Source organism: Sphingomonas sp. Ell38C01, from assembly GCF_055231975.1.
Genome location: NZ_JBUYVA010000001.1, coordinates 767,008 through 791,677, shown reverse-complemented (window position 1 = coordinate 791,677; position 24,670 = coordinate 767,008). Strand labels below are relative to the sequence as shown.

Below are 24,670 nucleotides of genomic sequence, written 5' to 3'. Positions count from 1 at the left end.
CTCTCTCGATACACCGCCTGGACTTCCTGAGCGGCTGGCTTGCCAGCCAGCCGAAGCGCTCGACGGCTACTCGAGACGAACGGCCGAGGGGGAATGTGGCCCGATCTCGTCGATCGCCCGATCAGAGAAGGCAAGCCCCTCGACCCGCCGCCCCCGATCCGGCAGGGTCACCGGGCCACACCGTACCGGGAGCTCGAATGCGCCTTCTCTTTGCCGTCGCCGTCCTTGCCGCAACGCTCGCCACCCCCGCCGCAGCCACCGACCGCGACGTCCCCGCGATCCTCGCCTCGCCCTCGTTCCAGGCCGCGCGCGCCGCGCTCGACGCCGGCCACGACGCGTTCGTCGAGGAGATCGTCGCGCTCACCGAGATCCCCGCCCCGCCCTTCAAGGAAGCCGCCCGCGCCGCCGCCTTCGCGGAGAAATTCCGCGCGCTCGGGCTGAAGGACGTGACGATCGACGCGGTCGGCAACGTCACCGCGCTGCGCCCCGGCACCGATGCGAAGGCGAAGCTCGTCGTCATGTCCGCGCATCTCGACACCGTCTTTCCCGAAGGCACAGTGGTGACGGTCCGCCGCGACGGCACGAAGCTCCATGCCCCCGGCGTCGGCGACGACACGCGCGGGCTTGCGACGCTCCTCGCCTATGCCCGCGCGCTCGACGCCGCGAGGATCCGTACCCGCGCGCCGATCCTGTTCGTCGGCACCGTCGGCGAGGAAGGCCGCGGCGACCTGCGCGGCGTCCGCCACCTCTTCACCAAGGGCGCGTACCAGGGCCGCATCGGCGCGTTCTTCTCGCTCGACGGCAGCGGCGCGGAGAGCGTCACCAATGGCGGCGTCGGGTCGAAGCGCTACCATGTCGTCTTCAGGGGGCCGGGCGGGCACAGCTATGGCGCGTTCGGGATCGTCAACCCGATGGCCGCGATGGGCGCCGCGATCGAGGCGCTCTACCGCACCACCCCGCCGTCGTCGCCCAAGACGACCTATTCCGCCAGCGTCGCGGGCGGCGGCACCTCGATCAACGCGATCCCGAGCGAGGCGTTCGTCGACATCGACATGCGCTCGGAAACCGCCGCCGCGCTCGCCGACATGGAACGCCACATGCTCGACATCGTCCGCAAGGCCGCCGACGACGAGAACAGGGCACGCTCGACCCGCGTCGGCAAGGTCAGCGTCGATCCCCAGCTTGTCGGCGATCGCCCCGCCGGCGGCACCCCCCGCACCGCCCCGCTGATCCGGGCGACCGCCGCCGCGGTCACCGCGATGGGCTACACCCCCAGCTACGACGCGTCCTCCACCGACTCCAACATGGCGATGAGCCTGGGCGTCCCGGCGGTCACGATCGGCTCGGGCGGCAGCGGCGGACGTGCGCACTCGCTCGACGAATATATCGACGTGGCGAAACCCGAAAGCGTCCGCGGGATGACCGTCGGCCTCCTCGCGCTCGTCGCCGCGGCGGGCGTGGCACGATAGGATCGACCGACATTCGTCTTGGTCAGCCGTCCGGTTCATCACCCCGGACGTGTCCCGGGGTCCCCGTGTCCGCGATCGATACCGATCTCGTCTCGAACGGCATCGTTCGCCGCGCGGTGGCCCCCGGAACAGGGCTGTCCTGAGCCTGTCGAAGGGTCCGGGGTGACGGGTTTGGCAGGTGTAGGGGGCACCAATGACGACATGTCGATTGGTCAAAGCCTCCGGTCTCCCAGGGGTAAAGGAGTGCGAGGTCGCCTGCCTTACACCCCGGCCACCGCCGCCCCCAGATCGCCCCCCGCCCGCGCCAGCATCGCCTCCGCCTCCGCGGCCGGCACCCCCCGCGCCACCAGCACGCCGCGCTTCACGTCGAGCCCCGCCGCCGCCAGCGCCGCCGCCGCCACGTCCAGATCGACCCCCGCCAGCTCCGCCACCATCCGCGCGCCCCGCGCGCGCAGCTTCGCGTTCGACACGCGCATGTCGACCATCTGCCCGCGATACACCCGCCCCAGCCGCAGCATCGTCGCGGTCGAGAACAGGTTGAGCGCGGCCTTTTGCGCGGTGCCCGCCTTCATCCGCGTCGATCCCGCGACGATCTCGCTGCCGGTGTCGACCAGGATCGCATGCTCCGCCGCCGCCAGCAGAGGCGTGTCTGGATTGTTCGCCACCGCCACGCCCAGCGCGCCCGCGCCCCGCCCGGCCTCGACTGCCGCGATCGTGTAAGGCGTCGTCCCGCTCGCCGCGACGCCGATGACCACGTCGTCCGCGCCGACGCCCGCCGCAGCGATGTCCACGCGCGCGGCGTCGGTGTCGTCCTCCGCACCCTCCACCGCGTGCATCAGCGCGCCCGGGCCGCCCGCCATCAGGAATACCAGCCGGTCCTCGGGCCAGTTGAACGTCGGATGCAGCTCCACCCCGTCCTGCACCGCGATCCGCCCGGAGGTGCCCGCACCGGCATAGACCAGCCGCCCGCCGCGCTTCAGCCGCAGTGCCGCGGCATCCGCGGCGGCGGCGATCGCATTGGCCTGCCCCTTCAGCGACGCGACCGCCGCCATCTGCCCCTCGATCATCGCTTCCACCGCCGACACGGTCGGCCAGCGATCGAGCGCGACGAAGCGCGGGTCCACCGTTTCGGTCGCCATCCTGTCCGTCCTTTCGAGTCGACGAACGGCCCGCACCCCGAACCCGGGATGCGGGCCGACTGCCCGGGTCTTCGTCACCCCGGATCCAGTCCGGGGTGACGCGAAGAAACCCGGCGTCATCTATACCGCGTCAGGCCCTAGAAGTGCACCTCGGCCTGCATCGTGAACGAGCGACCGCGCGGATCCGCGACGCGCGGCTCCCACGATCCACCCGCGCCGGTGTTGCCGTCATAGGTGATCGCGAACGGCGGATCGGTGTTGAACACGTTGCGCAGCCCCGCCGTCAGCTTCATCCCCGGCACGCCCATATAACTGACCGCCGCGTTGTAGATGATGTAGTCCTTGACGAACGCATTGTAGTCCGGCCGCGTCACCGTTCCCGCCGCGATGCCCGGCAGCGCGCCGTTCTTGTACCCGTTGCGGAAGATCTGCGTGAAGGACAGGTTGATGTCCTTGTTGCCATAGCTGACGAACGCGTTGTGCTTCCACTTGATGCCCAGATCGCCGGCATAGGTGAACACGCCGATCAGGCTGGGGCCATAGGGCGCCGCGGTCGTCAGCGCCTCGCGCTTCTTGAGCAGGTACGTCCCGTCGAGTCCGGCGGAGAAGCGCCCGTTCAGCCCGTCGACCGCACCGCGCAGCGACAGCTCCAGGCCCTGCGTGCGGCGCGCGCCCGCGTTGATCCACCGATCGTCGATCGCGACGATCTCGTTCGTCGTCGCGTCGCGCAGGAACCGGTCGGGGAACAGCGCGGCGTTCTGGATCAGCTGCGTCAGCGTCAACAGCTGGATCGTGTTGTTGACGTCGACCTTCCACCAGTCGAGCGAGGCGCTGAAGTTGCGCGACGGCTGGATCACGACGCCCGCGTTGAACGACTTCGCGGTCTCCGGCCCCAGCGTCGCATTGCCGCCGGTCAGGACGTTCGGGCGGATGAACTGGCAGCCCGGCGTCGTCAGGTTCGCGACGCCCGACGGGCACCGGATCGGATCGACCAGGTCGCTGCCCGCATAGGGCGAATCGGTCACGCCGTTGAAGATCTGGTTGAACGTCGGCACGCGGAAGCCGGTATTGTACGATCCGCGGAACATGATCTGGTCGATCGGACGGAACTTGACCGAAATCTTCGGATTCGTCGTCGTGCCGAATCCGGTATAGTCGTCGATACGCCCCGCCAGCGTCACGTCCAGCTGCGGCAGCAGCGGGATCAGCACCTCGGCATAGGCCGCCTTCACCGTCCGGTTCTTGGGCGTCAGCGCGTTGACGTTGTCGAACGCCGCCAGGAAGATCACCGGCGCCGCCGCCGCCGCCGCGGGCGATCCGTTGAAGCCATAGGTCTCGCGGCGATAGTCGATGCCCGCCGCCATCTTCACGTCGCCGCCCCAGATCGGGAACAGCGAGCCGGCGATCGACAGGTCGCCCTGCTTCACCTCGTACTTGCCGCCGTACAGCGTCGCGCCCTCGGCGGAGATCGCCCGCAGTCCGTCGAGCGCGGCCTGCGACTGCGTCTGCCCGGGCAGCAGGAACGGATTGATGATCCCGCTGTTGAGCAACCCCACCAGCCCCGGCGCGCTCGCGCCCGATGCGGTCGGCGCGGCGGGGTCGAGCGCGTTGGTCGCGGTCGTCCCGCGATAATAATAGCCCGTGCCCAGTACCGACGACGCCTCGCTGCGCGCATAGGATCCGCCCGCGCGATAGTCCCAGCCGGACCATAGCGGGCCTTCCGCGGCAGCCGCGACGCGCAGCGTCTTCGTCTCGGTCTTGTACTCGCGCGGGCCGCATTCGATGCAGCGCCAGCGATACGCGATCGGCTTGCCGAAATTCGCGCGCACCGCCGGGAACACCGCCGCGATCTGGTTGTAGATCGCGTCGTAATTGGCCGCGGTCAGCCCGTTGCGCGGATAGGCGACCTGCAGGTTGCTGGTGTTGCCCGTGATCTGCGCTTCGGAGAAGCTCTTGGCCGAATTGGCCTTCGACCCCGTCACTTCCAGCGACAGGTCGTGCGCGCCGCCGACGCGCAGCACGCCGCGCGCATAATAGGTCAGCGTCTGGATCGGCTGCTGGATCACCGCGACGCGGCCCGTATCGTACGAGCAGGCATAGCGCGCGCCCGGCGCGTTCCACAGTTGCTCGTCGTAGGAGAGCCCGCCCTCCATCGTCGTGCAGCCCGCGCCGCCCGGCAGGTCGAGCACGTTGATGCCGCCGTTCGCCAGCTGCGTCGTGCCCGGGAACACCAGCCCGGTCAGCGCGGTCGTCCCGCTCGTCCCGCCCAGCAGCGTGCCCGTCGGGAAGAAGGTGGTGCTGGGGTTCAGCGGGAACGCGGTCGCGGTCGGCGTGCCGCGGGTGTCGATCGACAGCCCGCGGTTCGGCTGGTTACCGTTGACGAAGTCGCGGTCGCGCCCGCGCAGGATCTGGTTCCAGCTATAGGAGACCGCCCCCATCACGTTGAACCCGTTGGTGGCGAGATCGCCCCAGCCCGCGGTGCCCGACAGGCGATAGATGCTGCCGCCGCCCTCCTCGGTGATGTCGTTGAACCCAGTGAGCGTCAGCCCCTTGAAGTTCTTGCGCGTGATGAAGTTGATGACGCCGCCGATCGCGTCGGTGCCATAGATGGCGGACGCGCCGTCCTTCAGCACCTCGACGCGCTCGATCGCGGAGAACGGGATCTGGTTCACGTCGACCGCGGAGCCGCTGAGGCCATGCGCCGCGACGCGCCGCCCGTTGAGCAGCACCAGCGTCGCCGCCGATCCCTGCCCGCGCAGGTTGGCGGCCGACAGCCCGTTGGTGCCGCGCTGCGCGCCGCTGGTCACGTCGGCGTTCGACGCCAGATTGTCCGCGCCCGATCCGTTGGTCGACAGGAACGAGATCAGCTGCTCGGGGTTCGAGATGCCGTTCTGCCCCAGCTCCTGCGTGGTGATGATCTGCAGCGGCAGCGCGGAGTTGTTCGGATCCTGCTTGATCCGCGAACCCGTCACCAGGATGTCGCCGCTCGCATCCGGCTTGGTGTCCGCCAGCCCCGCGCCCGTCCTCGGCAGCGCGGCGCCGGTCGGCGTCGCGGCGGGCGGGGTATCCTGGCTGGTCTGCGCGAGCGCAGGCGTCGCCCCCAGGACCAGCGCGGCGAGCGCACTCCCCGAAGCCAGAGCCAGCCGCATCGACGTCGAATTCCGCATGATACCGATTCCCCCTTTGCCGCCTCCCCAGACGGTCTGCGTCCAGTAAGAGGGCAAAGGGTAACGCAAGTGTCATAGTTTCTGTTTGCCGGGGCATAACCCCGCGGCATTGCCGGGCCCCCATGATACCCCTGCGCACCCCGTTTCGCGCCATCGCGCGCACCCCGCGACGCCGCCGCCCGCCCATTGACTGCGCGCATGGTTGATCGGACGACTGCGCCCCGGCGACCCACCGCCCCGTCAGGATTCCCGATGACCGCTCCCCACGCAGATCCTGGCTCGCACGCTGCCTGCGCGGCAAGCGCGGACCGTCGGCATCATCTCCCCCGTCATGCCGGGCTTGTCCCGGCATCCACCGGTCCGCGAACGTCACGACGGCGGCGCCTGCCGTACCGTGGATGCCGGGACGAGCCCGGCATGACGACCGGGAAAGGCAGATCCACCAACCCCGCTCGGGAGCCCCGCGCGTGACCGCAACGACCTCCGCGATCGACGCCCCCGCCGCCACCGCCCCGCGCACGCCCAAGGCGCGGCTCGCGCTGTTCGTGCTACTCGGCTTCGCGGCGGGGCTGCCCTTCTACATGTTCAACGCGGTGCTGCTGCTGCGGCTCGCGCGCCACGGGGTCGACATCGTCACGGTCGGGTTCTTCGCCTGGGTCGCGCTGCTGCCGACGTTCAAGTTCGCCTGGGCGCCGCTGCTCGACAAATACGACGTGCCCGGCTTCGGGCGGTTCTGGGGCAAGCGGCGCGGATGGATCATGCTCGCGCAGCTCGGCATCTTCCTGTCGACGGTCGCGATGGCGTTCACCGCGTCGGACGCGAACCTGCCCGTCACCGCGCTGTTCGCGATCCTGCTCGCCTTCTGGACGACCACGTTGGAGGTCGCCGCCGACGCCTGGCGGATCGAACTCGCGCCCACCGCGGCGCAGCAAGGGCCCATGGTCGCCGCCAACCTGTGGGGCTATCGCAGCGCGATGGTCGCGGCGGGCAGCGGCGCGATCTATATCGCCGCCAAGACGGACTGGACCACCGCCTATCTGGTGATCGCCGCCGCCGCCTTCCTGCCCTTCCCGATCCTGGCCGCGATGCGCGCCGATCCGGTGCGCCGGGCGGAGGGTCGCGCGGGCAACCGGGGCACCGCGTTCGTCTCCGGCGTCCTCGCCAGCGCGGTCGTGCTGGCGGCCAGCCTCGCGATCGTCGCCGCGGTCGGCTGGGTGTTGCTCGGCGCGATCGGATCGGTCGGAATCAGCGACCCCAAGGTCATGAGCTACTGGGTGTTCGCGGTCGCGCTGCTGCCGTTCGTCGTGCTCGGCATCGCGGTGCCGTGGCTGCGCGATCTGCCCCCCACCGCCCCGCTCCGCCGCTCCGCCGCGATCGGCCCCTATGTCGACGTCGCGTGGCGCTATGGCTTCGTCATCATCCCGATCCTGCTGTTCGTTTCGGTCTACCGGATGGGCGACGTGATGGCGCTCACGCTGTCGCACCCGCTGTTCAACGCGATGGGGTACAGCCTCGAATCGATCGCGGTCGCCGACGGCGCGGTCGCGCTCGTCTCCAGCATGCTCGGCGTCGCGCTCGGCGGGCTGCTCGCGGCGAAGGTGCGGATGGGCTGGGCGCTGACGATCGGCGCGATCATGTCCGCGCTCAGCAACTGGATCTTCGCGTGGCTCGCGCATCAGGCGCCGGGCGGCCCGCCGCTGATGGCGCTCGGCGCGATGATCGTCACCACCGGCGATTTCCACCTCTATCTCGCGATGGCGATCGACCAGTTCGGCCACGGGTTCGAGGGCGCGGTGTTCGTGGTCTACCTCTCGCTGCTGGTGAACCCGCGCTTCCCGGGGTCGCAATATGCGCTTTTGTCGGGGCTCGCCTTCCTGCTGCCGCGGTTGCTCGCGGGTCTGTCGGGGGTGTTCCAGACGGCGATCGGCTATGACGGCTTCTTCATCATGGCGGGCACGATGAGCATCGCCGCGCTCGTCTTCCTGCCCTTCATCCTGCGCGCCAGGCCGCGGGCGGACGATCTGTGATCGATATCGACCCCGTCATGGACCGGGCCTTCGCGCCCGCCGCCGCCGCGGTCGCCGCGGGCCGCATCCCCGGCGCGACGCTGGGCGTCGTCACCGCCGACGGCGCGCGCGCGACACGCACCACGGGGATGGCCGCGCTCGTCCCGACCCCCGAGCCCCTGACCACGGACCACTGGTTCGACCTCGCCTCGGTCTCGAAGGTCGTCTACACCACCACCACGATCCTCCGCCTCGCCGACGAGGGCCTGCTCGACCTCGACGCCCCGCTGACCACCGCGATCCCCGACCTGCGCCAGTACGACGTCGCGAACGCCGCCGAGCGCCGCCTCACCTTCCGCGACTGCCTCGTCCACCGCACCTTCCTCCCCGCGGTCGAGCCGATCTACACCTATGGCGACGACCCGGAGCGCCTGCGCGCCTTCCTCCTCCAGCGCGAATGGAAGCACGGCCCCGCGGTCTATTCGGACATCAATTTCCTGCTGCTCGGCATCGCGATCGAGCGCATCACGGGTCGCCCGCTGACGATCGAGGCGCCCGGCCTCGCCTTCGGCCCGCCCCCCGGCCCCGCGGTTTCCACCGAGCGCTGCATGTGGCGCAACCGCGTCCTGAAGGGCGAAGTGCATGACGAGAACGCCTCCGCGCTCGGCGGGCGCACCGGGCATGCCGGGCTGTTCGGCACCGTCGGCGGCGTCCTCGATTTCGCCCGCGCGCTGCTCGACGGATCGGCGCTGTCCCCCGCCGCGCTCGCCGCGATCCGCACGCCGGTCGAGGGCCACCGCACCTGCGGCTGGGAATGCCGGTTCGAGGGCTGGTCGGGCGGGCAGGCGTGCTCCCCCGGCACGATCGGCCACACCGGCTTCACCGGCACCGGCCTGTGGATCGATTTCGACCGCGGCCTCGCCTGGACGCTGCTCACCAACCGCGTCCACCCCACCCGCCACGTCGACAGCGGCATCTTCACGCTCCGCCCCGAAACCGGCGACGCGGTGATCGCGGCCTGCGACGCGGCGCGCTGAAACCTAGCTGTTCCCGTTCGTTTCGCGCGAAGGCGGGAAACGGGCCTCAGGCGACGCGCAGCGTTCGCGTCCGCTTGAAACGAACGGAGACATGCGCGTCGGGTGGATGTCACCCTGCTCCGCTCCATGGCGCGTCCACGGATGCGGAAGTTGCCGAAGTTGCCGCCACGTCGAATGAGAAACCCGTTCACGCACGATCGACTTGGGCGATCAGAGCCACGAAATCTATGGGCGCTTGCCATCATGGTCGCAGCCTACCCCGATCGGTATCATGTAGGACAGGCCATGTCGGCTTACGCCCACGCCCGGGCGCTCGGGCCGGCGATCCGGGCTCCCGATAGCGGCCATTCGGTAAGCGCGATCTTTCCCGTTTCTCCGTCTCCGACAGGCCATTTCAAGAATGAGCAATCGGGAACAGATTTTGGGAAAGAGAGCGCCCCGGACGGCTCTCGGCGCGATCACGCGGGCGACTGTCCCGCTATGGGTTCCTAATCAGGAAGATCGAATGGCTTGAGTGGCATTGCACATCCCGCAGTTACGAAAGTAGGTTTCACCTCATGATGAAACGAACCGGCCCCACGCCGGCCGAGGCGCTGTCGATCGCCGAAGCGGTGTTCCGCACCCGCTATGGCGCTGCGACCTTCGCCTATGTCGCAGGGTCCATCATGCGTGGAGAAGGCACCTACCTCTCCGACATAGACTTGGTTGTCGTTTTCGACCGGCTCGACGCGGCGCGACGGGAATCCTTCACTGTCGATGGCGTGCCGATTGAAGCCTTCGTCCACGATCCCGAGACGCTGGCTTGGTTCGTTAACGAGGACGTAGCGCGGGGCCGCCCCAGCATCCTCAACATGATCGCAGAGGGCATGGCCATTGGTCGGGATCATGACCGGGCCGAGGCCCTGCGCGCAGACATATCGGCTCGGTTGGCGAGCGGGCCGATGCCGCTGTCGGCCCCCGCATTGAACGCACTGCGTTACGAGATCACGGACGCAGTGGATGATCTTCGTGGCGACCGGACTCCAAGCGAAGCGATGGCGATAGGAGCCATGCTTCATGCCAAGCTCGTGGAACTGGCCTTGCGCGGCCGGGGGCATTGGAACGGGACCGGGAAATGGGCGCCGCACCTTCTGACAGGAATAGATGCCGGTTTAGCGAGCAGCTTCGACAGTGCCTTTCGAGCGCTGTTCACTGATGGCGATCATGGTCCCGTGATCGCGCTGGCAGAAGCAGAACTGGCTCCGTATGGGGGCACGCTCTTCGACGGCGATCGTCGGGATGCGCCCTCCTCTTGGCGTGTCACGTGAAAGAGCCGCTTTCCCGATATTCGATCGTTTTTGGGAACGACGGTAGCTGCCCAATGTCGGCTATCGCCACCCGCCTTTCCGAATGCCGACTGTCCGCAGCCCACCCAACCCCGGACAGTGTCGCTCGACAAAGCGCCCACCCGCCCCTCAATTCTCCGCCGCCACCGCGACCAGCGCCCGGTCGATCGCCGCCGTGCCCGACACCCCCGCCGGCACGTCGTTCGCATAGGCCGCAAAGGTCAGCGTCCGCCCGCTCGCCGCGACGAGGAACCCCGCCAGCGCGTTCGTCGCGTTGAGCGACCCCGTCTTCGCGAACACCTTCCCCGCCAGCGCCGTCCCCACGAACCGCCGCTTCAGCGTTCCGTCCACACCCCCCACCGGCAACGTCGCGCGCCACGCCGCGGCCCAGGGCTGCGCCTGCGTCCAGCGCAGGAACGTCACCACGCCGCGCGGCGCGACGCGGTTGTAGGTCGACATGCCCGATCCGTCGGACAGCGACACCTGCCGCTCGGTCACCCCCGCACGCGCCAGCATCGCGCGCACCGCCGCCAGCCCGTCCGCGGTCGATCCGCTCCCCGTCGCCAGCCCGACGCGATTGAGCAGCAGCGCGGCGTGCAGGTTCTGGCTGACCTTGTTGGTGTGCACCAGATCCTCCCCCAGCGGCGGCGGCACCAGCGCGGCGAGCGGAGTCGCCCGCGGAGGACGCGCGGCGGGCGCAGCGCCGCGCACCGCCGGATCGTCCGCCGGCGACGGCGCGCGGTGCCGTACGCCGACCGAGCCCGTCACCCTGACGCCGCGCGCGCGCAGCATCGCCCGCAGCCGCCACGCCGCATGCTCGGCCGGATCGTCCACGCCGACCCGCAACGTCTCCGGCGTCGCGACCGTCCCCGTCACCCGCAGCGTCCGCGCCGTCGGCAACCGGTCATACGCAAGCGCGGTCCGCGCGCCCGGCACCGTCCGGTCGTCGATCGCATAGTAACCCGCCGAACCCGCCGCCGGAATCGCCACCGCCACCTCGTTGTCGTCGAGCGTCAGCGCGGACACCGCGGTGCCCGAGGGCGTGGGGATGTTGTTCCACGCCATCCCCTGGCTCCAGCGCTCGTCGGGGAAGGCGGTGTCGTCGCCGATCACGTCGCGCACATGGCCCGTCTTCGCCGCGACCGCGTCGGCGAGCGTCGCGAGACAGTCGGCCCGGCAATCGTCCGCGCCCGACAGCCGCGCATCGCCATGCCCCTCGAGGATCACGTCGTCGTCCTCCAGCCGCACCGCTGCGCCCGACCCGGCATCGGGCGCGGCCATGTCGAGCGTCGCGAACGCCGCCGCGGTGGTGAACATCTTGGTGTTGGACGCGGGCACGAACCGGTCGTCGGGCGCGATCGCGACGATCTCGCGCCCGCTCTCGTCCGCCACGACCAGCCCGAACCGCACGCCCGGCCCTGCGGCGGCGAACGCGGCGCGAACGCGCTCCGGTACGTCCTGCGCGCACACCGGCGTCGCGAGCAGCGCCGCCACCGTCCCGATACCCGCCCGTCCCAGCATCGCCCAAGCCCCTCGAAGATCGCGACAGAGCATCGCAGACCCGCCCCCGCGCCGCCATATCGATGCTTCGCGCGGGCATAACCCGCGCGCATGGAGCGCATGATCCGCCCTTGTCGCGGCTTCCCCGCACCCGATAGGATCACCGCACCCGCCGTCACGAAGAGGAGCCCGAACGCACGATGCGTATCCTGCTGTGCGCCGCGCTGCTCGCGCTGACCGCCCCCGTCCGCGCGACCTCCGCCGAACCGGGTCCGGGCATCGATCTCGCCGCCGCGCTCGCGATGCCCGTCGCGAGCGGGCTGACCGGCGCGGAGCGTACGCCGCGCTTCGCCTGGGTCGAAAGCGCCGCCGGCGTCCGCAACATCTGGATCGCCGATGCGGGTGCCGTGCCCCGCCGCGTCACCGCCTTCGCCGCCGACGACGGCCTGCTCCTCTACGATCTGACGCTCACCCGCGACGGCACCGCGCTCGCCTATGTCCGCGGCGGCGACGAGGAATTTCCCGACGACGCCGATCCCAACACCGCGCGCGCGCCGCTGCCGACCCAGCAACAGGTGTTCCTCCAGCCGCTCGACGCCGCCGCCCCCGCGACGAGGATCGGCGACGGCCACTCTCCCGTCTTCGCCCCGGACGGCACGCGCATCGCGTTCAGCCGCGGCGGCACGCTGTCGCTGTGGGACGGCACCGCCGCGAAGCGCATCGCCAGGGTCCCGGGCGAGATCGATCGCCTGACATGGTCCCCGGACGGCCGCCGCCTGCTCTTCGTGGAATCACGCGGCGACCACGCCTTCGTCGTCCTCTACGACATCGCCGCGGCGACGCTGACCTATCTCGACCCCGGCCTGGACACCGCCACAGAGCCCGTCTTCTCCCCCGACGGCGCCTCGGTCGCGTTCGTCCGCTACGTCACCCCGCCCCCCGGCGCCGGCCCCGACACCGGCCCCTACTGGTCGATCCGCATCGCCGACGTCGCGACCGGCACCACCCGCACGCTGTGGACCGCCCCCGCCGGCCAGGGCGCACGCTGGGCGGGCACCCGCGCGCGCAACCTGTTCTGGGCGGACGACGGCACGCTCGTCTTCCCGTGGGAACGTACCGGCTGGCTCCATCCCTACGCCCTCGACACCGCGAAGGGCGGCACCCCGCGCGACCTGACCCCCGGCGCGTTCGAGGTCGAGACGTTCCGCCTCGCCCCCGATCGCCGCGCGCTCGTCTACGCCGCCAATGCCGGCGACCTGGACCATCGCCGCGTCTGGCGCGTCGCGCTGTCGGGCGGCGCGCCCGTGCCGCTGACCCCGAGCACGATCAACGCCTTCGCCGCCGTCGTCGCCGCCGACCGCCTCGCGGTGATCGCGACCGACACGCGCCACCCCGCCCGCCCCGCGCTGGTCGACGCGAAGGCCACCACCCCGCTGCGCCCCGACGACACCGCCTATCGCGCCGCCGCCGCGTTCCGCGCACCCGAGCCCGCGACGTTCCGCGCCGACGACGGCGTCGAAATCCACGCCCAGCTCTTCCGCGCGACCGGCCCGGGCAAACACCCCGCGATGATCTTCATCCATGGCGGCCCGCGCCGGCAGATGCTGCTCGGTTTCCACCCGTCGGGCTATTATTCGAACGCCTATGCGATGAACCAGCACCTCGCCGCGCAAGGCTATGACGTGCTCGCGGTCAACTATCGCGGCGGCACCGGCTACGGCCTCGCCTTCCGCGACGCCGCCGGGACGGGCCGCGAGGGCGCGAGCGAGTATCGCGACATCCTCGCCGCCGCGCGGTGGCTCGGAGCACGCACGGACGTCGATCCGGCGCGGATCGGCCTGTGGGGCGGCAGCTGGGGCGGCTATCTCACCGCGCTCGGCCTTGCCCGCGACAGCGCCACCTTCGCCGCCGGGGTCGATCTCCACGGCGTCCACACGCTGCTGCGCGCCACCCCCGAGACGATGGACCCCGCCGACCAGCTCAGGGCGCGCACGCTGATGTGGCAGTCCTCGCCGATGGCGTCGCTTTCGACATGGCGCTCGCCGGTGCTGCTGATCCACGGCGACGACGACCACAATGTCGCCTTCGCGCAATCGGTGCTGCTCGAGCGCGAACTCGCCGCGCGGCGCATCCCGAACGAGGTGCTCGTCCTGCCCAACGAGCGCCACGGCTTCCTCCGCCACGAAAGCTGGCTCGCCGCCTATCGCGCGGCCGATGCGTTCCTCGCGAAGACGGTGAAACGATGATCCGCACGGTCCTGACGCTCGCCGCCGCCACCACCACGCTCGGCACGACACCCCCGGACACGCAGGCGACGCTGATCCGTGGCGCGCGCGTGTTCGACGGCACCGGCGCGCCCGCACGCATCGCCGACGTGCTGGTCCGCGGCGACCGCATCGTCGAGGTCGGCCGCATCAAGCGCCCGCGCGGCGCGCGCGTGATCGACGCGAAGGGGCTCACGCTCCTCCCCGGCCTCCACGATCTCCACACCCATCTGCGCGCGCCCGCCTTCGCCGCGCCCGACGATCTTGGCAAGGCGTACGCCGCCTACCTCCTCGACGGCGTGACGACGGTGAACGACTTCTCGGTCTCGGGCGAGATGCTGGAGCCCATCCGCCAGATGACGGCCTCTGGTCGGGTCGCCGCCCCCCGGCTCGAGCTCGCGATCCGGCTCGGCGTCCCCGGCGGGCACGGCACCGAGTTCGGCTGGGGCGACAGCTTCACGCTCGAGGCGACCACCCCGCGCGCGGCGCACGTCATGATGCAGCGCGCGCTGTCGTACAAACCCGACGTCATCAAAGTCTTCGCCGACGGCTGGCGCTACGGCCGCTCGCCCGATCTCAACTCGATGAACGAGCCGACGCTCGCCGCGATCGTGAAGGACGCGCACGCGGCGGGCATTCCGGTGATGACGCACACCGTCACGCTCGAAGGTGCGAAGGTCGCCGCCGCCGCCGGGGTCGATGCGGTCGGCCACGGCGTCGGCGATGCGCCCGTCGACGCCGAGCTGATCGCGCTGATGCGGCGGAACCGCACCGCCTATGTCTCGACGCTCGTCGTCTACGAGCCGCAGCAGGACCGGGCCTTCGTCCCCGCCGAATGGCGCGACCTGCGCCCGCCCGAGCGCGCCCGCGAGGACCGCCGCATCGCCGGCCCGCCCGAGCCGATCCCCGCACTTGAAAGCAGACGCTGGGATATCCTGAAAGCCAATATCCGCGCGATCCGCGCCGCGGGCATCCCGATCGGAATCGGCACCGACGCCGGCATCGGCGGGGTCTATCACGGCAGCTCCACGCTGCGCGAGATCCGCCTGCTCACCACGCTCGGCCTCTCCCCCGCGCAGGCGCTCACCTCCGCCACCAGCGTCAGCGCGGCGATCCTCCACCACGCCGACGCCGGCCGGATCGCGCCCGGCATGCGCGCCGACCTCGTCCTCACCGGCGGCAGGCCCGACGAGGCGATCGAGGATCTGTACGACGTCCGCCGCGTCTTCGTCGGCGGGGTCGAGGCGAACCTGCTGAAGCTGCGTCGCCTGCTCGACGCGCCCACGCCGTCGCCGCTGCCCGTCACGACGATGGCCGGCCCGATCGACACCGGCGCGCGCAGCGACGGCCGCACCGATCTCGACACGCTCCCCGTCGACAGCACCGAGCCCGGCACCGATCACAGCGAACTCACCTATGTCCGCCCCGATGCCGACCGCCATTTGTTCCTGGTGGCGCGCATGGGCTCAGCGCCACGCCCTTATGCGCAACTGATCGTCCCGCTGACGAAGGGCGCGGTGCAGGTCGCGGACGCCAGCGCCTTCACCGGGATCGCCTTCACCGCGAGCGGCACCGGGCGCTACCGGATGATCGTCGACGACTATGGCACCGACGACAGTTTCGCCGCCCCCTTCACCGCGGGCGGCGAGGTGCGCTTGCCCTTCGCGGCGTTCACCAGCGGCAATCCGGGCGCGAGGCTCGACCCGACGAAACTGCGCGCGCTGATCGTCCGGCTGGAGGGCGAGCCCGATGGCAAGGCGTGGCTGAAGCTCGCGAACCTGCGCTTCTATCGCTGACCTATCCCATCCCCGTTCGTTTCGAGCGTAGTCGAGAAACGTGTCACAGGCGTTGCGAAGCGTTTCTCGACTTCGCTCGAAACGAACGGCTTGATGGAGCTATCGCACCGCCGCCGCCCGATACACCGCCTCATCCAGCTCCCCTTCCAGCCGCGCGACCGTCGTCGCCACCGCCAGGTTCGCACTCGCGCTCGGCACCGTGCGCGTCATGTCGAGCAGCCGGTCGAACGGCAGCACGAAGCCGACCACCAGCGCGGTCTGCTCCGCCGACACGCCGACCGCGGATAGGACCGCCGCCAGCATGAACAGCGAGGCCGACGGCACCGGCGCGGTCCCGAACGCCGCCAGCGCGCCGGTCAGCAGCACCATCCCCAAGGTCGCCGCATCGGTCGCCACCCCGAACGCCTGCAACGCGAAGACGCTGAGCAGCCCGACATACATCGCGGTCCCGTCCTTCCCGATGCTCGCACCCAGCGGCAGCACCGTCGAATAGACCGCACGCCCGACTCCCAGATTGCGCTCCGCCACCGTCATCGCCACCGGCAGCGTCGCCGACGACGACGCGGTCGAGAACGCCACCACCAGCGCATCGATCACCCCGCGGAAGAACGGCAGCACGGGCACGCGCGCGACGAGACGCAGCAGCAGCGAGTGCACCACCACCATCTGCACGAGCGATCCGATCACCACCGCCAGCGCCAGCCAGCCGATATTGACGAACACCGCCGCACCGTTCGCCGCGACCGCACCCGCGATCAGCGCGAACACCCCGAACGGCGTCGCCTCCATCACCAGCGCGACGATCTTCAGCAGCACTGCCGACGTCGATTGCAGGAACGCCGCGAACGGCTTGCCCGCCTCGCCCGCCAGCACGGTGCCCACGCCCGTCAGGATCGCGACGAAAATCAGCGCCAGCATGTCGCCCTTCGCCAGCGCCTCGACGATGTTGAGCGGCACGATGCCCACGAGCTGGTCGTACACCGGCACCGGCGCGCCCAGCGCCTTGGCGGTCGCGGCCCCTAGCGGCGCGCCGACCCCCGGCCGCACCACCAGCGCCACCGCGATCCCGACCGATACCGCACACCCGGTCGTCGCCGCGAACAAGCCGATCGTCCGCCCGCCCAGCGACCCCAGCCGCTTCGGGTCGGCGAGCGACGTGATCCCCGCGGCGATCGTCACCAGCACGATCGGCGCGACCAGCATCCGGATCGCGCGCACGAACAGGTCGCCGAGGACCTGCACCTTCGGCGCCGCTGCCGGCCAGACGAGCGCGAGCACCAGCCCCAGCACCAGCCCGCCCAGCACCCGCTGCCACAACGGAATCGCGAACCAGCGTGCCATCACAGCAAACCGTCATCCCGGCGGAGGCCGGGATCCACCCGTCCCGGGGCGCCGCCAGCCGACGCTCTTGCGGCACCCTGGATCCCGGCCTTCGCCGGGATGACGGGAAAGGCGGTCAACCCCCGCACCCGCCCGTCGCCTTGTGCGGCAACGCGCGCCCCGCCGCCGCTCCGGTCGCCACGTCGCCATCCACCGCGACACGTCCGTTGACCACTACCGTCCGCACCCCTTGCGCGAACTGCGTCGGCGCCTCGTAGGTCGCGCGCGCCGCGTAGGTCCTGGGATCGAACACCACGATATCCGCAAACGCGCCGGACGTCAGATGCCCGCGCCCCGCGAGTTTGAAGCTGTCCGCGGTCAGCGCCGACGACCGCTCGATGAACTGGCGCAGCGTGATGACCTTGTCCGCCACGACGTACTTTGCATATTTCCGCGCGAACGTGCCATAGACGCGCGGATGCCCGGTCGACGCGTCGGACCCGGTCATCACCCAGGGCCGGCGCATGAACGTCGCGATGTCGCCCTCGCTCTGGTTGAACGACGCGACCGACGGATCGTGCTCGCGGATCACCGCGATCGCCGCCGTGATCGCGTCGGTTCCCATCGCCTTCGCCACCGCATCCAGCCGCTGCGCCTTGTACCGCCCTTCGGTGATAAGCAGCGACCCCGCCCCGCCGCGCTTGCGCAGGCCCTCCGCCATGTCGGCCTTCAACCGTACCGCAAGCGACGCATCGTCGAACCGCTTCAGATACGCCGCGCGCCCGCCATCCTGCGCCCATAGCGGCACGAGGCTCGCGACCAGGCTCGTCCCCGAAGCGGACCACGGATACTGATCCGCGTGTACCACCTGCCCCGCCCGCTGCGCGGCCTCCACCATCGCGACGATCGCGGGCGCCTGTCCCTGCACGTCGACGCCCAGCGCCTTGATATGCGCGATATGCGTCGGCATCCCCGCCGCTCGCCCGATCTCGATCGCCTCCGCGATCGCGCCCTTCAGCCCGACCGTATAGCTCGATTCGTCCCGGATATGGCTGTCGTACGTCCCGCCGCGCGACCCCGCCTCGCGCGCCAGCGCGACCACTTCGGCGGTCTTCGAAAAGCTCTGCGGCGCATAGAACAGCCCGGTCGAGAACCCGATCGCGCCCTGGCACATGCCGCCCGCGACCAGCGCCTTCATCTTCGCCAGTTCCGCCGCGGTCGGATCGCGCTTGTCCGCGCCCACCACCGCGGAACGCACCGCGCCGAACCCGATATAGGTCGCATAGTTGATGCCCACCGGGTTCGCCGTCGCCGCCGCCAGCGTCCCCGCGACGTCGATCGCGCCGCCGCCGTCGTTGCCGACGAACGCGGTCGTCACCCCCTGCATCAGGAACGGCAGCACCAGCCGCTCCTGCGCGTCCTTCGACGCCAGCATCCCGCCGACATGCGTGTGCGGGTCGATGAACCCGGGCGCGACGACCATGCCGGTCGCGTCGATCGTCCGCGTCGCCGCGACCCGCGCATGCGCGCCGACGAAGACGATCCGGTCCCCCGTCACCGCGACGTCGCCGACCACGCCGTCCGCATCGCCCGTGAACACCGTCCCGCCCCGGATCAGCAGGTCGACCTTCGCGGGCGCTTGCGCCGCGCCCAGCGACGAGGCGGCCACCGCAAGCAGCGCAAGAGTGCGTATCATGGCGTTCCCCAAAATCCCGCGGCCGGCGGAGACAGCATGCCCTGCGCCTCGGCCACCCCGCCCTCGCGATCCTCCCGGAGCCACAGCGGCCCGTCAAGGTCGACGAACTCGCTCAGCGCCGCGACGTGGAGCGCGGGCGCGATCGACAGCGACGACGACACCATGCACCCCGTCATCAGCCGCATCCCCCGCCCCCGCGCCGCATGCGCGAGTTCCAGCGCCGCGGTCAGCCCGCCCGCCTTGTCGAGCTTGACGTTGACCACCTGATAGCGCCGCGCGACGACGTCCAGATCGGCGGCCACGTGCACCGCCTCGTCCGCGCAGATCGGGATCGCGGACCGGAACCCCTCCAGCCACGCATCGTCGTCCGCGCGCACCGGCTGTTCGAGCAGCGCGACGCCGGCCTCGACCAGCACCGGCTGCATCGCGCGCAGCGTCGCCTCGTCCCACCCCTCGTTCGGATCGACGATCAGCGTCGCGGCGGGGGCGGCGGCGCGCACCGCGCGGATCCGCGTCTCGGGATCGTCCGCGCCCAGCTTCACCTTGATGAGCGGCGCGTCCGCGATCACGCGCGTCGCCTCCGCCATCGCCTCGGGCGTGTCGATCACCACGGTCAGCGCGGTCGCGATCCGCCCCGGCGCGCGTGCGCCGATCATCGCCGCGACGTTCCGCCCCGACTGTTTCGCCGCGAGATCCCACAGCGCGCAGTCGACTGCGTTGCGCGCCGCGCCGGGCGGCAGGATCGTCAGCAGCCCTTCGCGATCCGCGCCCGCCTCGATCGCGCCCCGCGCCTCCGCGATCGCCGCCAGCGTCGTCTCGACGCTTTCGCCGTACCGCGGATAGGGCACGCCCTCCCCCCGCCCGACATGGTCGCCGTCGCGGATCGTCACCGTCACCACGTCGGCGGCGATCTTCTCGCCGCGCGCGATGCGGAACGGGCGCGTCAGCGCGAAGCGGTCGTGGCGCGCGTCGAGGGTTCTTGGCACAACAGGTCGTCCAGGATCGGGCCCACGCCGAAGCGGACCGGGTCGGTACAAGGCAGGTCGAGCTCGCGCGACACCTCGGCGCACAGGTGCAGCGCCGCCGCCTCGTCGAGCGACGAGGTGTTGAGGCACACGCCCGCCGCCCGGACCTCGGGGCTCGTCAGCCGCGCCATCCGGAGGTTGAGCGCCAGGCATTCCGCCAGCCCCGGCAGCCCGCGCCCCGCGATCCCGCGCATGCTCTCGCGCGCCGGATCGTGGCACAGCACCAGGGCCTCGGGCTGCGCGCCGTGGAGCAGCCCCAGCGACACGCCCGCGAAGGCGGGATGGAACAGCGATCCCTGCCCCTCGATCAGGTCCCACCCGTCATCGTCGCGCGCGGGCGCCAGCGCCTCGATCGCGCCCGCGATGAAGTCCGCGACCACCGCGTCGACAGGCACGCCCGCGCCCGCGATCAGGATCCCGGTCTGCCCCGTCGCACGGAAATCCGCGGTCACGCCACGTGCGCGCATCCCCTCGGCCAGCGCGATCGTCGTATACATCTTGCCGACCGAGCAATCGGTGCCGACCGTCAACAGGCGATGCCCCGCGCGCCGTCGCCCGGTGCCCGTCGCGAGATCCGCCGGCGGGTCGCGCACGTCGAACAGCGCCAGCCCCCGCGCCTCGGCCTCCGCCACCAGCGCCGGCTGGTCGCGCAACCGCTCGTGGAGGCCTGCGGCAACGTTCATCCCCGCCTTCAGCGCAGCGAGCGCGTCGGCGACCAGGTCCGCGCCCAGCGTGCCGCCCGAATTGGCGATCCCCAGCACCAGCGTCCTGGCACCCCGGGCCGCGCCCTCCGCGATCGTCACCCGATCCAGCCCCAGCGTCAGCGGGCAGTCGTCGTGCCGGAACTCGCCGACGCAATCGTCGGGGCGGAACTGCGCCAGCCCCCGCGACGTCTTGATGCCGACGAAATCCCGGCTGTGCCCGAGATAGAGGAGATAGGGTGCTGGGATCATCGTGCCGCCATCCTATTCACGCCCCCGCGCCGTCCACGCATACCGAGTTGCGCGCCCGGCATAGACCGGCGTTATGACCGGCCACGTCGAGAGGGGGCATCCGATACCACAGACACCCCGTCACCCCGGACTTGATCCGGGGCCCCGCTTCTTCTCAACCGCCGGGAATAGCGGGACCCCGGATCAAGGCTCTCCCGAGCGTGTCGAAGGATCCGGGGTGACGAAAAAAGCTATCCTCACGCCCCGTCCACCACCCGCGCCATCGTCTTCAGGAACTCGGTCGCCAGTGCGGTCGGCGGGCGGTTGAGCAGGAACATCGCGTGGACGTCGAACGTCAGCGGCGGCCCCAGCGGGCGCATCGCCAGCCCCGGCGCCATCGATGCCTGCGCGGTGAAGCTGTCGACCACCGTCAACCCTACCCCCGCGCGCACCAGCGCGGTCGCGATGTAGAAGGTCCGCGCGGAGATCACCTCGTCCAGCTCCAGGTCGAGCCGCTGCAATTCCTTGGAAAAGATGTGCCCGATCGGCCCCGACGCGGCGACGCTGATGAACGGCCGCCCGGCGAGCGCGGTCAGCTCCACGCGGGGCGGCGCGGCGGGCATGTCCTCCTCGCGGTACAGCACCACCAGCTCGCCCTCGCCCAGCCAGCGATGCCCGACGGGCGCGGCGGGCGGCACCTCGTACGCGATCGCGACGTCGGTCTCGCGCTCGTACAGCTTGCGCACGAGGTCGTCGTGATGGACGGTCTGGAGATCGAACTTCACGTCCGCATGCCCGCGCAGGAACCGCGCCACCGCCAGCGGCAGCGCGCCCAGCGCGAGGCTCGGAAGCGCCGACACCCGCAGCATCCCCCCCGCGCCCCGGCGCAGGTTCCGCCCCGCCTCGCGCAGCGCGTACACCCGGTCCTGGATCTCGGCCACCTCGGCGAACAGCGTGTGCGCGTCCTCGGTCGGCACCAGCCGCCCGCCCGCGCGCTCGAACAGCGGGAAGCCCAGCATCGATTCGGCGTGACGCAACGTCTTCGACACCGACGGCTGCGAGATGTTGAGCGCCCGCGCCGCCGCGCTCACCGATCCGTTGGTGTACACCGCGTGGAAGATCTCGATATGGCGCAGGTTCATGGCGGGCCGATCGTTGGGGAAGAAGCGAACCTAGAAGATCCTCTCCTGCAAGGGGAGGGGGACCGCCCGAAGGGTGGTGGAGGGGGTTCGCCACGGGCGGACCACGCATGGATATGGCCGCGCGCGCCTCAGTTCGGCGGCGTCCCCTCCCCCGTCGCCACGCTCGCGGGCTGCGGCGGCACCGGACTGTTCGCGACGTCGACCGCATGGTCGTACCACGCCGCCAGGTCGCGCTTCATCGATCGCAGCGCGTCGGGGTTCAGGTACGTCATGTGCCCGGCGGGGTAATAGGTATAGGTCAGGTTGCGCTGCTGCGCGGGCTCCAGCATCATGTGGCCCAGGTCGTTCTCGGTCCCGAAGAACGGCGTCGCCATGTCGTACCAGCCGTTCATCGACAGCACCTGCAGATACGGGTTGCCGCGCATCGCCGCGGCGAGATCGATCGCGGTGTTCGGGTTGTTCTGCCCGCCCATCCGGTTCGGCGCGTCGTGCTTCCAGTTCCACGTCCAGCCCGGCGCATCGCGGGCGGAGGCGCGGAACGGCATCTCGGTCTTGTAGCCCAGCGTGTGCGTCACGTAATCGTTGAACGTCGCGACGAACGCGCCGGTGATCGCATCCGACGACACGTCGGTTTCGGGCCGCTCGCCTGCCGCATCCGCGTCGATGCCGACATAACGCGAATCGAGCCGCCCGACGACCTGCCGGGTCCCGCGCAACAGCTCCTTCTGGAACCGCGGCAGGTCGATGCGCAGGTTCGCGCGCTTGATGAACTCCGGCGACAGGCCGATCAGCGCGCTCATCTGCGTCGCCACCTGATCGCGCTCCGCGTCGGAAATCGACTGCCCCTTGGCGAGCGCGGTCATGTACGGCCCCGTCGCGAACGCGCGCGCCTGCGCGACGATCGTCGCGACGTCGGCGGGGCGGTTCGGGATCCGGTTGTGATACCAGGCGGTCGCCGCATAGCTGGGCAGATAGTTCAGATAGACCTGGTCGAGCCCGGGCTGGCGATAGCCATAGTTCATGATCGACGACAGCAGGATCACGCCGTTGAGCGCCATCCCGCGATCCTGCAACTGGTACGCCAGTGCGCCGGAGCGCAGCGTGCCATAGCTTTCGCCGAGCAGGAACTTGGGGCTGTTCCACCGCCCGTTCTTGGTGGCGTAGCGGATGATCGCCTTGGCGAACACGTCGACATCCTCGTCGACGCCGTAGAAGGCGCTCGGCTTCGTATCGCCCAGCGCCCGCGAATAGCTCGCGCCCATCGCGTCGAGGAACACCATGTCGGTCTTGTCGAGCAGCGTGTCGGGGTTGGGCCCGAAGTCATAGGGCGCGGGCTTGATGAACTCGGGGTTCGCGGTGCGGATGCGGACCGGCGCGAACGATCCCAGGTGCAGCCAGAAGGTCGGGCTGCCGGGCCCGCCATTGTAGATATAGGTGATCGGCCGCTTCGTCCCCGGCCTGGTGCCGTCCAGCGTATAGGCGGTGTAGAACATCGACGCGGTCGGCTTGCCCTCGATGTCGCGGATCGTCAGCGTCCCCGCGGTCGCGGTATAGGGCAGCCGCCGCCCGCCGACCGTCACGCTCGCCTTCGACGTCACCGTGCGCTCCTCGACGGGGGCGAGCGCGGTGCCCGCCTCCACCTCCGCCTTCGCGATCTCGGCGGCGGTCTTCGTGGACTTCGGCCCCTCGGGCTTCGCGTCCTGCGCCAGCGCGGCGGTCGAGGAGGCGGCGAGAAGAATGGCGGCGACGCGGACGAGCATGCGAACCCCTTTTTATGGATGCGATGCTGTCTCTTCGCGCGCACGCCGGATCAACGCAACCCGGATCGTTCCCTGCAAGGGAACGATCTGAGGTCAATCATCCTCGTCCTCGAACCCCACCAGCGCCAGCGCGCGCGCCTTGATCTGGCGCGTCATGCACCAGTGGACCAGCGCATCCTCGCGCCCGTGCGTCACCCACACCTCGCGCGGCGCGATCTCGGTCAGCGTCTCCGTCAGCTCGTCCCAGTCGGCATGGTCGGACAGGATCAACGGCAGCTCGATATTCTTCTGCCGCGCGCGCCCGCGCACCCGCATCCAGCCGCTCGCCATCGCGGTGATCGGCTCCGGCAGCCGCCGCGACCAGCGATCGTTGAGCGCGCCGGGCGGCGCGATCACGATGTGTCCCGCGATTTCCGCCTTGGCGACGCCCGTCGCCGGGATCAGCTCGCCCAGCCGCACGCCGTGTTCGACATACAGGTCGCACAAGCGCTGGAGCGCGCCGTGAATATAGATCGGCGCGTGATGCCCCCGCTCGCGCAGCTCAGCGATCACCCGTTGCGCCTTGCCCAGCGCATAGCCGCCGACCAGCACGCACCGCTCCGGGTTCGCGTGGAGCGCCGCGATCAGCTTGTCGATCTCGTCCCCCGTCTCGGGATGGCGGAACACGGGCAGCCCGAACGTCGCCTCGGTCACGAACACGTCGCACTTCACCGGCGCGAACGGCGTACAGGTCGGGTCCGCGCGGCGCTTGTAATCCCCCGACACCACGACGCGCTCGCCGCGATAGTCGAGCACGATCTGCGCCGATCCGAGCACATGCCCCGCGGGCACGAACCCCACCTCGACCTCGCCCAGCCGCACGCTCTCGCCATACGCCACCGGGTTTCCCGGCTGCGGGCCGTAGCGCGCATCCATGATCGCCAGCGTCTCGGGGGTCGCCCACACCGCGCCATGCCCCCCGCGCGCATGATCCGCATGGCCGTGCGTGACGAGCGCGCGCGGCTGCGGCGTCGACGGATCCACCCACGCGTCGGCGGGCTTCACGTAGATCCCGTGCGGATGCGGTTCGAGCCAGTCGCCGAGCTTTGCCAT

Annotated in this window: 16 protein-coding genes; 6 read left to right on the top strand and 10 right to left on the bottom strand. The window is 70.5% G+C overall.

Translation table 11 applies throughout. The features are described from left to right. Positions 1 to 197 precede the first annotated feature (197 nt). Entirely contained in the window at positions 198 to 1,469 is a 1,272-nt protein-coding gene (locus ACV7NO_RS03785) for a M20/M25/M40 family metallo-hydrolase (protein ID WP_463404689.1), read from the top strand. Positions 1,470 to 1,729: 260 nt separating this feature from the next. On the opposite strand, the gene ACV7NO_RS03780 is transcribed toward ACV7NO_RS03785, so the two are convergent. Further along, on the bottom strand, positions 1,730 to 2,608 hold the full coding sequence (locus tag ACV7NO_RS03780) for an N-acetylmuramic acid 6-phosphate etherase (RefSeq protein ID WP_463404688.1): 879 nt from the start codon (positions 2,606 to 2,608) through the stop codon (positions 1,730 to 1,732). A 137-nt stretch (positions 2,609 to 2,745) separates the two neighbouring features. Continuing rightward, the gene (locus tag ACV7NO_RS03775) at positions 2,746 to 5,775 is read right to left on the bottom strand and encodes a TonB-dependent receptor domain-containing protein (RefSeq protein WP_463404687.1); all 3,030 of its coding nucleotides are present in this window, start codon (positions 5,773 to 5,775) and stop codon (positions 2,746 to 2,748) included. A gap of 467 nt (positions 5,776 to 6,242) precedes the next feature. Between ACV7NO_RS03775 and ACV7NO_RS03770 the strand changes: the two genes are divergently transcribed. From ACV7NO_RS03770 to ACV7NO_RS03760, 3 genes are all read left to right on the top strand, one after another. Next, a complete protein-coding gene (locus ACV7NO_RS03770) occupies positions 6,243 to 7,802 on the top strand; it encodes an MFS transporter (protein WP_463404686.1) in 1,560 nt (519 codons plus the stop codon). 17 nt (positions 7,803 to 7,819) lie between these two features. Beyond that, positions 7,820 to 8,818, top strand: coding sequence for a serine hydrolase domain-containing protein (locus ACV7NO_RS03765; protein WP_463407272.1), 999 nt, complete (start codon positions 7,820 to 7,822; stop codon positions 8,816 to 8,818). Positions 8,819 to 9,378: 560 nt separating this feature from the next. Beyond that, positions 9,379 to 10,125 (top strand): nucleotidyltransferase domain-containing protein, encoded by a 747-nt coding sequence (locus tag ACV7NO_RS03760; protein ID WP_463404685.1) that lies wholly within the window; start codon positions 9,379 to 9,381, stop codon positions 10,123 to 10,125. 147 nt (positions 10,126 to 10,272) lie between these two features. Here ACV7NO_RS03760 and dacB read toward each other — a convergent pair whose 3' ends face one another. Then, entirely contained in the window at positions 10,273 to 11,664 is a 1,392-nt protein-coding gene (dacB, locus tag ACV7NO_RS03755) for a D-alanyl-D-alanine carboxypeptidase/D-alanyl-D-alanine endopeptidase (protein WP_463404684.1), read from the bottom strand. A gap of 179 nt (positions 11,665 to 11,843) precedes the next feature. Between dacB and ACV7NO_RS03750 the strand changes: the two genes are divergently transcribed. Then, complete coding sequence (locus ACV7NO_RS03750) at positions 11,844 to 13,889, top strand: S9 family peptidase (protein ID WP_463404683.1); 2,046 nt, start codon at positions 11,844 to 11,846, stop codon at positions 13,887 to 13,889. Next, complete coding sequence (locus ACV7NO_RS03745; protein ID WP_463404682.1) at positions 13,886 to 15,703, top strand: amidohydrolase family protein; 1,818 nt, start codon at positions 13,886 to 13,888, stop codon at positions 15,701 to 15,703. Before ACV7NO_RS03750 ends, ACV7NO_RS03745 begins: the two co-directional genes overlap by 4 nt. 99 nt (positions 15,704 to 15,802) lie before the next feature. On the opposite strand, the gene ACV7NO_RS03740 is transcribed toward ACV7NO_RS03745, so the two are convergent. The 7 genes from ACV7NO_RS03740 to ACV7NO_RS03710 all read right to left on the bottom strand — a co-directional run bounded on the left by ACV7NO_RS03740 (position 15,803) and on the right by ACV7NO_RS03710 (position 24,670). Then, positions 15,803 to 17,044, bottom strand: coding sequence for a dicarboxylate/amino acid:cation symporter (locus tag ACV7NO_RS03740; RefSeq protein WP_463404681.1), 1,242 nt, complete (start codon positions 17,042 to 17,044; stop codon positions 15,803 to 15,805). 115 nt (positions 17,045 to 17,159) lie between these two features. Then, the gene (locus ACV7NO_RS03735; RefSeq protein WP_463404680.1) at positions 17,160 to 18,719 is read right to left on the bottom strand and encodes an N-acyl-D-amino-acid deacylase family protein; all 1,560 of its coding nucleotides are present in this window, start codon (positions 18,717 to 18,719) and stop codon (positions 17,160 to 17,162) included. Then, a complete protein-coding gene (gene dgcA, locus ACV7NO_RS03730; RefSeq protein WP_463404679.1) occupies positions 18,716 to 19,705 on the bottom strand; it encodes an N-acetyl-D-Glu racemase DgcA in 990 nt (329 codons plus the stop codon). Before dgcA ends, ACV7NO_RS03735 begins: the two co-directional genes overlap by 4 nt. Beyond that, positions 19,663 to 20,697, bottom strand: coding sequence for an N-acetyltransferase DgcN (dgcN, locus tag ACV7NO_RS03725; RefSeq protein ID WP_463404678.1), 1,035 nt, complete (start codon positions 20,695 to 20,697; stop codon positions 19,663 to 19,665). Before dgcN ends, dgcA begins: the two co-directional genes overlap by 43 nt. A 236-nt stretch (positions 20,698 to 20,933) precedes the next feature. Then, positions 20,934 to 21,818 (bottom strand): LysR family transcriptional regulator, encoded by an 885-nt coding sequence (locus tag ACV7NO_RS03720; RefSeq protein ID WP_463404677.1) that lies wholly within the window; start codon positions 21,816 to 21,818, stop codon positions 20,934 to 20,936. 128 nt (positions 21,819 to 21,946) lie between these two features. Next, entirely contained in the window at positions 21,947 to 23,578 is a 1,632-nt protein-coding gene (locus tag ACV7NO_RS03715) for a S10 family peptidase (RefSeq protein WP_463404676.1), read from the bottom strand. Positions 23,579 to 23,671: 93 nt separating this feature from the next. Further along, a complete protein-coding gene (locus ACV7NO_RS03710; protein WP_463404675.1) occupies positions 23,672 to 24,670 on the bottom strand; it encodes a ligase-associated DNA damage response exonuclease in 999 nt (332 codons plus the stop codon).